General features: G+C 64.9%; 8 protein-coding genes and 2 tRNA genes. 6 read left to right on the top strand and 4 right to left on the bottom strand.

Annotation, left to right across the window (positions count from 1 at the left end; translation table 11 throughout):
- Positions 1–4: 4 nt before the first annotated feature.
- Complete coding sequence (locus tag ABID41_RS02895; protein ID WP_354297149.1) at positions 5–1,834, bottom strand: AAA family ATPase; 1,830 nt, start codon at positions 1,832–1,834, stop codon at positions 5–7.
- Between the two features lie 252 nt (positions 1,835–2,086).
- Here ABID41_RS02895 and ABID41_RS02890 point away from each other — a divergent pair, with 252 nt between their 5' ends.
- The 3 genes from ABID41_RS02890 to ABID41_RS02880 are packed head-to-tail and all read left to right on the top strand — an operon-like array spanning position 2,087 to position 4,376.
- The gene (locus tag ABID41_RS02890; RefSeq protein ID WP_354297148.1) at positions 2,087–2,362 is read left to right on the top strand and encodes a DUF3489 domain-containing protein; all 276 of its coding nucleotides are present in this window, start codon (positions 2,087–2,089) and stop codon (positions 2,360–2,362) included.
- Positions 2,359–2,790 carry a DUF2924 domain-containing protein gene (locus tag ABID41_RS02885; protein ID WP_354297147.1) on the top strand — a complete coding sequence of 144 codons (432 nt, stop codon included), beginning with the start codon at positions 2,359–2,361 and terminating at the stop codon, positions 2,788–2,790. Before ABID41_RS02890 ends, ABID41_RS02885 begins: the two co-directional genes overlap by 4 nt.
- Positions 2,787–4,376 carry a recombinase family protein gene (locus tag ABID41_RS02880; protein WP_354297146.1) on the top strand — a complete coding sequence of 530 codons (1,590 nt, stop codon included), beginning with the start codon at positions 2,787–2,789 and terminating at the stop codon, positions 4,374–4,376. The genes ABID41_RS02885 and ABID41_RS02880 overlap by 4 nt, the downstream gene beginning before the upstream one ends.
- 621 nt (positions 4,377–4,997) lie before the next feature.
- On the opposite strand, the gene ABID41_RS02875 is transcribed toward ABID41_RS02880, so the two are convergent.
- Positions 4,998–5,074 (bottom strand) — tRNA-Pro (locus tag ABID41_RS02875).
- A gap of 146 nt (positions 5,075–5,220) precedes the next feature.
- Here ABID41_RS02875 and ABID41_RS02870 point away from each other — a divergent pair.
- Positions 5,221–5,294 (top strand) — tRNA-Gln (locus tag ABID41_RS02870).
- A 559-nt stretch (positions 5,295–5,853) separates the two neighbouring features.
- Positions 5,854–7,005: an aspartyl/asparaginyl beta-hydroxylase domain-containing protein gene (locus ABID41_RS02865; protein WP_331928354.1), complete on the top strand. Its 1,152-nt coding sequence runs from the start codon at positions 5,854–5,856 to the stop codon at positions 7,003–7,005.
- Here the strand turns inward: ABID41_RS02865 and ABID41_RS02860 are convergent.
- Positions 7,002–7,544, bottom strand: coding sequence for a hypothetical protein (locus ABID41_RS02860; protein ID WP_331928352.1), 543 nt, complete (start codon positions 7,542–7,544; stop codon positions 7,002–7,004). The genes ABID41_RS02865 and ABID41_RS02860 overlap by 4 nt on opposite strands.
- A gap of 400 nt (positions 7,545–7,944) precedes the next feature.
- On the opposite strand from ABID41_RS02860, the gene ABID41_RS02855 reads away from it, so the two are divergent.
- Complete coding sequence (locus ABID41_RS02855; RefSeq protein ID WP_354297145.1) at positions 7,945–11,019, top strand: TonB-dependent receptor domain-containing protein; 3,075 nt, start codon at positions 7,945–7,947, stop codon at positions 11,017–11,019.
- Between the two features lie 221 nt (positions 11,020–11,240).
- On the opposite strand, the gene ABID41_RS02850 is transcribed toward ABID41_RS02855, so the two are convergent.
- On the bottom strand, positions 11,241–12,068 hold the full coding sequence (locus ABID41_RS02850) for a trypsin-like serine peptidase (protein ID WP_331928348.1): 828 nt from the start codon (positions 12,066–12,068) through the stop codon (positions 11,241–11,243).
- Between the last annotated feature and the right edge of the window lie 62 nt (positions 12,069–12,130).

The raw sequence follows: 12,130 nt of genomic DNA, 5'->3' as shown, positions 1-12,130 counted from the left end.
GGCTCTAATATCGCGCGTAGACGGTCGCGCGGCGTCGGAACGCTTCGCGTCCACCCTCCATCAGGCCGGTGATCGCCTCGATTGTCGGCGCCGCTTCGAGCTCGCCGGCATGTTTCACAAAGCCTAGACGGCCGTCGGAGGCCATCTGCACGACCAGATCCGCATCGCCGAGCACGGGTATGTTGGCGTTATGGGTTGAGACGATGATCTGCCCCTCATCGGAGCGGGCTTCGAGGGCCTTGATGATGGTGTCCGTGATAAAGGCGTTGTCGATGTGGTCCTCCGGCTGGTCGAGCACGAGGATCCGCTGCTTGTGCTCAAGGAGAATCGGCAGGACGATCGTGCAGCGCTGGCCGGTCGAAATCTCGGAAAGGTCTTTGTAGTCCCCACCGTCCAAGAGCGAAAACTCCGCTTCGTCTTCGAGATTGCAGGTTGCCAGCTCTTCAAGGCTGCTTTCCCGAAGATGGGCGACCAGGCGGGCCGCTCGATCCTTGGTCACGCCGCAGGTCGATGCCACCTCCTCGAAGTTGTTGAGTTCGACGGCTTCCAGGAGTTCACGCGGGCTCATCGAGCGGGAAATCTGGGTCGCCAGCTCCGAATATCTCAATCCGCTGCCTCGCAGCGCTTCAACGAGGACCTGGTGGTAGGCGGATACGTCTCCGGCCCGCGTCATCACGATTTTGATTCTGGGCGCGAGCTGCCGGTTCAGCTTGCTGGCGACGGCCTGTCGCTGTGCAAACCGCTGCTGCCGAAGGCTCTCCAACTGATTGAGGATCGCGCCGCGACGTTCCTGCAGCGCCACCATACGGGTGCGGCGCTCCTGCGTCACATTCCGCAAGGCCTCGAGTTGGGCCTTTCGCTCGCGCAGTTGGGCCGCCCGCCGTGCGACCTGACCAGCGCCCTCCTGCAACGCATCGATCTCGCGCCGGATGGTGCGGGCCTGTGCTTCAATTGGAACGCGCCGCTCAGTCACCTGGTCCCGACGCGCCTTGAGTTCGGCTCGGATGGCTTCAAACTCGTCTGTCGCGCGGCTGATCTGCGCTTCCGCGTTGGCGAACCGGGCGCGCAGGTCGGCGATGGGGTCCGCATCCTGCGCGGACCACGCCTCAACCGCCGGCGACAGAATCAGCAGCTCGGCGAGTGGAGTGGTCCAATATTCGGCCGCCTCGATGGCGCGCTCCAGGAAGCCGTCGCGAACGGCCTCGACGGAGAGCTGCTGTGTCAGGAGGTCCAGGCTGGACTTCTTTTCCGCTGCGGCCGCCGAGGTCGCGGAGAAGGTAGCTTCCTGAGCCGCAAGCTCCTGCAACGCCGTATCGACGGCAGGCAGCTCCGCCAATCTCTCCTGAAGGTCGGCTAGCTCCCGTTGCGCGGCGGCAAGCTCGGCGGTCGCTGAGCGCGCATCCACGCTCAGCTTGGTTTCCCGGGTCAGGAACGCTGAGCGGTCGGAAACGAAGCCATCGATAATGCTGAGACGGCCCTGGGGGAGCAGCCCGACCTGTTCGATCTCGCTCTGAGCGAAAACAACCGGTCGGGAAAACCCGGCGTCCGACCGAGGGTCGTTGTCGTCGGCGGCACGCACAACCGTCGCTGTCGTTCCATCGCCCTCCAACGTCAAGGTGACTTGGCCGGATCCGAGTATTGATCGCGCGTGATCGGTGGCCTTTCGTGCGGAATCGGCCGTATTGGCCTGAGCCCCTAGACCAAAGCGGATAAGTTCAACGATCGACGTCTTCCCGGTTCCGCGTGCGCCGATGAGGACGTTCAGACCCGTTGAAAGGCGCAGATCAAGCCCGTTGAGGAAGCCTTCCTCGACTTGGATCCGCGTGATGATCACTCGCTTTTCTCCTTCAGCTTGGTCTGTAGGCTTACACGGTCCCCCGGGATCCCTCTATCGGTCATTGAGCCAAGCTCGCACCAGTGAAGCCAAGGTCCTGTCGTAGGTGCGCCGCGTGGCCGCGTGGCCGCCTGGTCTCGAACACCGGTGGACTTTGACCCGCAAGGAAGCGGTAGTGCGTACGCGCCCGGGGAGCCGGGCTCGTCTCAGTACGGAGACCGCGATGGGCGGTCCCGATGAATGGAGACGAGTATGACCAAGCCAAAGACCAAGACCCAGTCCGCCGAGACCGCGCGCGCAGCCGGTGGCATCGCAGGCCCAAAGGGCAAGCTCGGCACCCTGGTGGCGCTGCTGCTGCGCCCAGAGGGCGCGACGCTCGAGACCATGCAGGCAGCGACCGGTTGGCAGGCGCATTCGGTGCGCGGCGCCATCGCGGGCTCGATCAAGAAAAAGCTTGGCTTCGACGTCACGTCGGAGAAGGCCGACGGCGGGCGGGTCTACCGCATCGCAAAGGGAGCCGGCGCGTGAGCGCCGGCGACCTCCTGGCCGGGCTGGATGCGCTGTCGCTTGCCGAGTTGCGTGCTGCCTGGACCGAACGGCTCGGCGGCGAATTGCCGAAGCTGCGCACACGCGAACTGATGGCGCTCGCTCTGGCTCATCGACTGCAGATCCGGGCCCACGGCGATTTGCCCGGCTCATCAAAGCGCCGAATGGCCGAACTGGCGCGAAGGTTCCGCGAAGACCGTGGCTACACGCCCACGCCTGGCCCGAACCTGAAACCTGGGACGACCCTGATCAAGGAATGGCGCGGCGTGCGTCACGAGGTCTGGGTGCTGGAGGAGGGATTCAGCTACGTGGGGCAGCGGTTCGGCTCCTTGAGCGAGGTCGCCCAGCACATCACAGGCACGAAGTGGAACGGCAGGGTGTTCTTCGGCCTGAAGGAGCGGCGGCGATGAGCGTCGTGCGCCTGCGCTGCGCCATCTACACCCGTAAGTCCTCGGAGGAGGGGCTGGAGCAGAACTTCAACAGCCTCCATGCCCAGCGGGAGGCCTGCGAAGCCTATGTGCTATCCCAGGCCGGTGAGGGCTGGAACGCCATCAAAACGGCTTACGACGACGGCGGCTACTCGGGCGGCTCTATGGATCGGCCTGGTCTGCAGCAGCTCATGGCCGACATCCAGCGCGGCCTGGTCGACGTCGTAGTGGTCTATAAGGTCGACCGTCTGACCCGCTCGCTGGCTGACTTCGCCAAGATCGTCGAGTTGTTCGACGCCAAGGGTGTCTCCTTCGTTTCGGTCACCCAGGCCTTCAACACGACCTCCAGCATGGGCCGTCTAACGCTCAATGTGCTGCTCTCCTTCGCCCAGTTCGAGCGGGAGGTGACCGGCGAGCGCATCCGCGACAAGGTCGCCGCGTCCAAGGCCAAGGGCTTGCGCATGGGTGGTCAGCCACCATTGGGCTACGACATCGTGGACGGGCGGCTGGCGGTGAACCAGGTCGAAGCCGTGCGAGTGCGGCGCATCTTCCAGCGGTACTTGGAGCTAGGCACGCTGCTGGACCTGGTGCGCGAGGGCGTCGAAGCGAAACGCTGGGTCAACAAGTCCGGCCAGATGGTCGGCGGCGGCATGATGGGGCGTGGCGCGCTCCACTACCTGCTGACGAATCCCGCGTACCGGGGGATTACTCGCCACCACGACAAGCGGTATGAAGACACCCATCCGGCCATTATCGACGCTGAACTCTGGGATGACGTGCAGGCCAAATTGGCGGCCAGCAACGCCAGCCAACCGAAAACCGAGAAGCGCAGCGAAGCGTCCAAGCTTGAGGGATTGATCTTCGACGACCGCGACAACCTCATGGTCCTGGTCCATACGAAGCGCGCCGCCCGGCGCTATCGCTACTATGTAAGTCGCCCGGTCCTCACCGGCCAAGGACGGCCTGGGAGCCTGCATCGGATCCCGGCGGGCGTCTTGGAGCAGTTCCTCGCCGAGCGCATCGGTCCGATGTTGGCGCCTGCCTGGAGGCCGGCCGAGGACTTGCTCGACCGCATTGTCGCGGCATTGAGGAGCGCGACCCTTAGCGAAGACCAGATCGCGGTGCGTCTCATTGCCGACGCCTTGTCCCCTGCGGCGACCAGCGCGTCGGGAGTCCTGATCGACGATGAGGGCTGCGCCACCCTGCGCATCGCCTTCTTCATGCGGCGTCGTGGAGCGATCGTGCTACAGGTTCCGGGCGCAGTGGCGGTGCCCGCCAATAGAATCGACCGGGCGCTGGTCAGGGCCATCGCGCTCGCTCGCGTCTGGGCGGTCGAACTAGAGAGCGGCCAGGTGGAATCCATCAAGTCCCTCGCCAGGCGTGAAGGACTGTGCAACCACTACGCTACGCGCCTTCTGCCACTAGCCTATCTGGCCCCGGACCTGATCGATGAGATCCTCGAGGGTAGCCAGCCCCGCAATCTGACCCTGAGCGCACTCACGGCCGAGCCGCTGCCGCTGGATTGGGGCCGGCAGCGCGAACGGTTTCGGGAGCTTGCAGCGAGCTGAGGAGTTCGCTGTTGCGCTCATAGCTGCGCCTGAAGATCGCTGTTCTCAGCCTCGCCCTCGCGCCCAGCGCGGGGCGAAGTCATTAAGGAGCAAGCGCTTCTCGCGACACGCGACGCGGATTCGATCGGGCGAATTTCCGAATATCGCTGTTGAATTCGCTGTTAGCAGTGAATTCGCCGGCCGCGTCGTGAAAGGTACACTTTTGGAATTGGCCGAGAGAGAGGCGGGGCAATAGGCCCCGCATCGCGCGGAGAGGGGCTCTCAGAGAGCCACGCGCATCGGCCTTAGCCCGCCTAACCGGCGGACTTCTCGGGGGTATTCTAGGGGCGGGAAATAACCCCGTATTAGCGGGGGAATGAATGGTCGCAGATTGAGGATGCGAATGTTGCACACCCGCCTGATGCGCTTCCGATAACGCCCCATCGGCGCGCGAAATTCGCGACGCCGACCGAAACCTACACTTCTGAAATGAGCCCAGAGAGAAGGCCTCGAATTCGGGCCTATCGACCCGAAATCCGGCTCTCGGAGAGCCAGAACCTTGGCGCCAACAGGCACCAAGTGGCGGAAGTATCGGGAGAATTTCGGGGGCGCTCGGGAGGCGCCGTGCCCTAGAAGACTTGTTGGTCGGAGTGGCAGGATTTGAACCTGCGACCCCCGCGTCCCGAACGCGGTGCTCTACCAGACTGAGCCACACTCCGACTTGAGGAGGGCGCCTTATAGGGGGTTACGCTCGACGTCGCAAGCACCCAAAAAAGAGCTGTTTTCGGGCGTTGCATCCCGAGAAGTGTTGAGCTATTTCCACGCCCTCGCCGCGCAGGACACTCACCTGCGAAGCTGTTCCTGCTGGGGAATGGTGTAATGGTAACACTGCGGTTTTTGGTACCGTCATTCTAGGTTCGAGTCCTAGTTCCCCAGCCACTTCCTTCTCCTGAGATTGCTGGTTCAAGGCGGTCGCGTCGGTCGGCTGACCGCGCGCTTCTTAGCCGTCGCCTGACTTGGTTGGCGCGGCCGGTGAATGCCGCTCGTTCGAAAGAAGGTGGCGCGCCCCTTTTCGCGTACGCGATGGGCCAGGGGCAGACCCGATTTCCCGTTCTCAGAACTATCGCCGCCCCTGCGACCTCGGCTTTACGCTGCGTCAGCGGGCAGCCGTATGTCTAGGGCGCCGCGGGATCCTTCGGCTATTCGACAGGGGCCTGCATAGGGAGGTGACCTAGCGTCAAGATTAGCGTCACCATTTGCAGTGTGCTCGCCGAAAACGCCGGCGGAGCAACCGCTTTCTTGGGCGCTGCGACACCACCCTCCAAGCGCAGTAAACGCCTATGTTTTAGGCGAAGCAGCACTTGATAGGGATCAATCTATCAGAAGTTTATCTGTTGTGCCGCATTCTAGTCCTGGTTCCCAAGCCATTTCCTTGGGCGTCATCAAAGGATCATCTTCATCGGACCGCGCGATTCTCGCGTCGGTGGCGGAGGGTCGCATGACCGTTCAGGAACTGTCGGCGCAGGCCATGGCGGCGGCCCAGCGCGGCGACTCCGTGAGAGCCCTGGAGTTTCTGCGACAGGCGGAGGCGCAGGCGCCCATGGATCCCGAGCTTAAGATGCAACGCGCTCTGGCCCATCGCTTGAGCGGAGCGCTGCCGGCGGCGCTATCGGCCTTGGACGAGGCCTTGGCCCTTCAGCCCTACAATTTCCTCGCCATGCTCTCGAAGGGGGCTGTCGTCGAACGTCTCGCAGGGGAACGGGCGGCCTCGCGAATCTACCGCAACGCTTTGGACATGGCGCCGGAGGGCGAGAAGCTTCCGCCGCACCTGGCGACGCCGCTCGCCCGGGCGCGGGAAGTGGTGGCGCGGGTGGACGAGGAGCTGGAGACGTTTCTTCGCGGCCGTCTCGGCCCGCTCGACCGGGCGGGCGGAGAACTCGCCAGGGGACGAATCGACGAGGCCGTCGGCGTCTATTCGGGGCGGCGGAAGGTCTATAACCAGCAGCCTCTGCTGCTGCACTACCCGCGGCTCCCGGCGGTTCCCTTCTATCCGCGCGAGCTCTTTCCGTGGCTGCCCGAACTCGAGGCGGGGACGGAGACCATCCGTGAGGAGCTCATGGCCTTCCTCAACGGCCGTATGGAAGACTTCGCGCCCTACATCTCCCTGCCGCCCGGCGCGCCGGTCAACCAGTGGGAGGAACTGAACCACTCCCGCCGCTGGAGTTCGATGTTCCTGTGGAAGGACGGGAAGCGCCAGGACCCGGTCTGTGAAAGCTGCCCGCGAACCGCGGCGATCCTGGAGAATCTGCCGATGGCGCGTCAGGACGGGTTCGCGCCGGTCGCCATGTTCTCCGCCCTGGAGCCGCACACACACATTCCGGCGCACACCGGCTCCACGAATGTCAGGTTGCTGGCGCACTTGCCGCTGATTCTGCCGGGGCCGGCCCGATTCAGGGTCGGAAACGACACGCGCCGGTGGAAGATGGGCGAGGCCTGGGTGTTCGACGACACCATCGACCACGAGGCCTGGAACGACGCCGACGAGATGCGGGTGATCCTGATCTTCGACGTCTGGAATCCGTATCTCGAACCGGGCGAGCGCGAACTGATCTCCGCGCTCATGGCCGCCCGCAACGACTTCTATGCCTAATCCGTGCGGCGGGCGCGGAAGGCGCGGCCGCCCTCAATGCTGAGAAGGAAGCTGCCCATCGAGGCCTTGCGGATTCGGACCGCCAGGCCGGTCTTGGGCGTGCGGGATGGGCCGTTGACGTCGACCTGGGTCCAGGTGGAGCCGTTTTCCAGCTTCAGCGACCACTTGCCGGTGGCGTCCTGCCTGGCCGAGCTGATGGTGCTCTCGATGCTGTCGAGTTCCTCCTTCTCCTCGCCGCGCTCGAACAGCGAGATCGACGGCAGGCTGAAGCCGAAGGCCTGGCGGCGCACCTGGCGCGCCTGCTCGCGATCGATGACCACGACGTCGCCCTTCGCCTCCGCCTGCTCAAGCTCGGAAGCGGCGCCGTCGTAACAAGCCAGGCGCTCGGCGTCGGTGGTGATCTTGCGACAGGCGGTCAGCTTCTCGATCACCGCGGCCCGGCCCTCCGCCCTCGGCTCCGCCGCCCAGGCGGGGAGGGCGGCCTGCGCCCCGATGGCGACCAGAAAAGTCAGTCCGGTCAGAACCTTGAAGCTTGTCATGTGGAGAGCCCCCGCTGTGCGCGTCGAATCCCATTGAAGCGGGGTGTTCGGGGCGACGCAATCTCCTCGCGAGACACTATGTGACGCCGCCCCGTAGTGAGGCCCCAATGTGGCGGCGCGGCGGGATAGTTTTGTCTCTCGGCTGCCGAAATCCTCCTCAATGAGGTAATAATTCGCTCAGAGGGCGGCGGATTCGCACAAGCCTTGCCGATAACGGCGATGTCGGGGATGGATTGTGACCAGAATGCTACAGATTGCTATCCTTTGCATTGCAGCGAACGGATGAACGTTGACCTCCGATGTGATCGGCCCGTAACTCGCATGTAACCGGAGGCGTCTCGCGTCCGGGATCTTTTCTTGTGGGGAGCGGCCGCGTGGGCGAGCCGCTGGAGGGTCCATCGTGACATTCAAATCGATGCGGGAGCGTCTGCTGGCGTCTTCCATGATCTGCGGAGCCGCTATCCTGGGGCTCAGCGCAACCCAAGCCGTCGCCCAAGAGGGTACGGTTTCGGAAGTGGTGGTCACCGGCTCGCGCATTCCGCAGCCGAACCTGACCAGCGCCAGCCCCGTGACTGTCGTCGGCGCTGAAGACGTTCAGACCCGCGGCGTGACCCGCACCGAGGACCTGGTCAACCAGCTCCCGCAGGTGTTCGCGGCCCAGGGCAGCAGCTACGCCAACGGCGCCACCGGCACCGCCACCGTCGACCTTCGCGGCCTCGGCCCGAACCGTACCCTGGTGCTGGTCGATGGCCGTCGTCTGCAAGCCGGCACGCCGGCCGCCGGCGCGGGCAACACCGCCCCTGACCTGAACTTCATCCCGTCGGCCCTCATCGAGCGCGTCGAACTGGTGACCGGCGGCGCCTCGGCCGTTTACGGCGCCGACGCCGTGGCCGGCGTCGTCAACTTCATCATGCAGAAGGACTTCGAAGGCGTCCGCCTCGACCTTCAGTACAGCGGCTTCCAGCACAAGAACGACAGCCGCGTCCAGGACGTGATCCGCGCTCGCCAAGCCGGCGCGCTGGATCCGACCCAGTTCCCGATCCCGGAAGAGGACGTCTGGGACGGCGGCACCACCGACCTGAACCTGGTCATTGGCGCTAACACGGCTGACGGCCGTGGTAACGTGACCGCCTATGTCGGCTACCGCAACGTTCAAGCCGTCACCCAGGACCAGCGCGACTACAGCGCCTGCGCCCTCGGCAACAACCCCACCGGCCCGCACGGCTTCTCCTGCGGCGGCTCCGGCACGACCGCTCCGGCCCAGTTCATCCCGGGCGGCGGTTCGGAATCCGCGCTGACGCTCGATCCGACCGCTCCGGGCGCCTTCCGTGCCTACTCTTCGGCGCGCGACGCCTATAACTTCGCGCCGAGCAACTACTATCAGCGCCCCGACGAACGCTACGTGCTCGGCGCCTTCGCGCACTACGAGCTGAACGAGCGCGCCGAGGTCTACACCCAACTGATGTTCATGGACGACCACACGGTCGCCCAGATCGCCCCGTCCGGCATCTTCGGCCAGAACATCAACATCAACTGCAACGACAACCCGTACCTCTCGGCCTCGATGGCCGACGCGCTCTGCAACGCGGGCATCGACCAACTGCCGGACGACCCGAACCGTCCGGAGACCCTCGGCCCGAACAGCGACGCCGACCTGGATCCGAACAACGGCCAACAGGCCTCGGTCGCCATTCTGCGTCGTAACGTAGAAGGCGGCGGCCGTCAGGCGGACCTGCGTCACACCGCATACCGCGGCGTCGTCGGCCTGCGTGGCGACCTCGGCGACGGCTGGCATGACGTCTACGGCCAGTTATACGGCGTCGTCACCTACCAGCAGGTCTATCTCAACGAGTTCGCGCTCTCGCGCGTCCTGAAGGCCAACGACGTGGTCGTCGATCCGCAGACCGGTCAACCGGCCTGCCGTTCGGCCGTGCCGCTGCTGGCCGGCTCGAACGCCGACCCGAACTGCCGTCCGTACAACGTGTTCGCCCTGGGCGGCCCGAGCGCCGAATCCCTGGCCTATGTCCAGACCCCGGGCTTCCAGAACGGTGAATACGCCCAGACCGTGGTCAGCGGCACCGTCACCGGCGACCTCGGCCAGTACGGCGTCAAGACGCCCTGGACCGAAGAAGGCATCGGCGTCGCGCTCGGCACCGAGTATCGTCGTGAAAAGCTGGACCTGAACACCGACGTCGCCTTCCAGACCGGCGACCTGCTCGGCCAGGGCGGCGCGACCCTGCCGTCGCAAGGCTCCTACGACCTGTACGAACTGTTCGGCGAAGCCCGCATCCCGCTGGTCACCGACATGCCGTTCTTCCACAGCCTGTCGGCCGAACTCGGCTATCGCTGGTCGGATTACTCCCTGGGCTTCAGCACCAGCACCTACAAGGTCGCGGGTGACTGGGCGCCGGTGGAAGACATCCGCTTCCGCGCCAGCTTCAACCGTGCGGTTCGCGCGCCGAACATCGTCGAACTGTTCTCGACCAGCAACGTGGTCCTGAACGGCACGACCGATCCGTGCGCCGGCGCTACGCCGACCTTCACCCAGGAGCAGTGCGCTCGCACCGGCGTCACCGCGGCGCAATACACCCACGTCGCGGCCAACGTCGCCGAGCAGTACAACGGCCTGACCGGCGGTAACCCGGACCTCGATCCGGAAAAGTCGGACACCGTGTCGGTGGGTACGGTCATCACCCCGACCTTCCTGCCGGGCTTCTCGCTGTCGGTCGACTGGTACAACATCCAGGTCGAAAAGCGGATCGGTCAGATCGGCCAGGACGTGACGCTGGAGCGTTGCGCCCTCACCGGCGACCCCTTCTTCTGCGACCTGATCCAGCGTGCTCCGGGCACCGGTTCGCTGTGGCTGTCGAACAACGGCTACATCATCGACACCACCTTCAACACCGGTAAGCTGGAAGTCGAAGGCGTCGACGTCGAAGCGACCTACCGCATGGACTTCGCCGACTACAGCGCCTTCAGCGCCCTGGAAAACTACGGCGGTCTGTCCTTCAACTTCCAAGGCAGCTACCTGAAGGACTACCTGGTCACCACTCTGCCGGGTGACACGCCCTTCGACTGCGCCGGCCAATACGGCAACGTCTGCACCGGTTCTGCGGTCCCGGCCGCGGCCCCGATGCCGGAATGGCGTCACAAGGCTCGCCTGACCTGGCGTTCGCCGTGGGATCTCGAGATCTCGGGCACCTGGCGCCACATCTCGGAGATCGCCGTCGACAACCCTGACTATGTCGGCCCGGACTCCAAGCTGAAGGCGATGGATTACTTCGACCTCGCCGGCACCTGGGGCGTTCGCGAGAACGTCACCCTGCGCTTCGGCGTCAACAACATCTTCGACAAGGATCCGCCGCTGGTGACGCAAAGCAACTGCCCGTCTGGTCCGTGCAGCGGCAACACCTACCCGAGCACCTACGACGCTCTGGGTCGTTACCTGTTCGTCGGCGCCCGGATGGACTTCTAAGTCCTTCCGACACCCGAGAGAGATGGGGCGGTGGCTTCGGCCACCGCCCTTTTTCTATGCGCGAAAGAGTGGTCGAGGCGCGTGAGCGTCGTGCCTAAGCGATTGAAAATCAGCCAGTTGTGGCGTGCTGAGGCGCCAGGTTCAGCGGCGCGACCGAGCGGCCCTGATATTTCAGATCATCGCCCCGGGCGCGCGGGCGTGCCGAGGAGGCATGGCCCCGCCTAGTCGCGGGAGACAGCTTCCATAGCCGAGGCGGCTCGAGCGCCACTCGTGAAGCCGTCGTTATGAGCCACGGTCACCGGCGCGCGCGGGTCTTCCATCAGAGCGATGGTCTCGCGGATGTACTTGGCGTGGGTGACGATGCCGATCTCGAGGCGCTCGCTGTTCAACTCGACTTGCTGGGTCAGCAGGCCGGCGATGAACTGGACGTCCTGGGAATCGGCCGAGCCGATGCGACGCCGCGCCTGGGAGACGAAGACCGGCCCGCCCGAATTGCCGGGGAACACGCTGAAATCAAGCAGGAAGGTCGGGAAGGCCGCGGCCGGGGCGATGGGGAACGAGGCGACGCGGCCCGAGCGCAGGATCGGAAAGCCCGCCTGGTTCGCTGAAAGACCGCGCGGGAATCCCAGAGCCATCATCTCGTCGCCGGGACTGACCTGGCTGGCCTGCAAGGTCTCGTCCTCGGCCAGCCAACTGATCGGGATAGCCGCCCGCGCGAAGGGGTCGGGGGCGGTGATCGAAATCGCCGCCACGTCGCGGGAGGGATGCTGCGTCCAGAGCTGGCGCCCGTCAGCGTCTCGTATCCGCAGGCTTTGCGGCGAATAGCTCCATGAACCGTCCGGATTGGCGAAGCGGTAGCCGATGCGAGCCTCCTGGCCCGGCATCTTGGACAGCACGTGGCCCGCCGTGACCAACACGGTCCGGGGCGTCCCGTCGGGCGCGGTCTCGGAGATCAGGAAGCCGGTGCCGACCGTGCGGGTGCCGTCGCCCAACGGCTGCTCAAGCTGAACAGTCGCGTGGATCAACTCAACCGCCAAGTCCCAGGCCATAGACGCCCCTACTCAAGAATACGTACGCTCCCGACCTCTTTATTGTTGAGGCAAGTTCTTTG

The organism is Phenylobacterium koreense, assembly GCF_040545335.1.
Taxonomy (GTDB): Bacteria; Pseudomonadota; Alphaproteobacteria; order Caulobacterales; family Caulobacteraceae; genus Phenylobacterium; species Phenylobacterium koreense.
Note: the sequence above shows the minus strand (reverse complement) of the source record. Positions and strands in the feature narration are given on the sequence as shown.

Bases quoted from the DNA above. Each gene is read 5' to 3' on its own strand.
- ABID41_RS02890 (WP_354297148.1), top strand. From the start codon at position 2,087: ATGACCAAGCCAAAGACCAAGACCCAGTCCGCCGAGACCGCGCGCGCA.
- ABID41_RS02880 (WP_354297146.1), top strand. From the start codon at position 2,787: ATGAGCGTCGTGCGCCTGCGCTGCGCCATCTACACCCGTAAGTCCTCG.
- ABID41_RS02865 (WP_331928354.1), top strand. From the start codon at position 5,854: ATGACCGTTCAGGAACTGTCGGCGCAGGCCATGGCGGCGGCCCAGCGC.
- ABID41_RS02860 (WP_331928352.1), bottom strand. From the start codon at position 7,544: ATGACAAGCTTCAAGGTTCTGACCGGACTGACTTTTCTGGTCGCCATC.
- ABID41_RS02850 (WP_331928348.1), bottom strand. From the start codon at position 12,068: ATGGCCTGGGACTTGGCGGTTGAGTTGATCCACGCGACTGTTCAGCTT.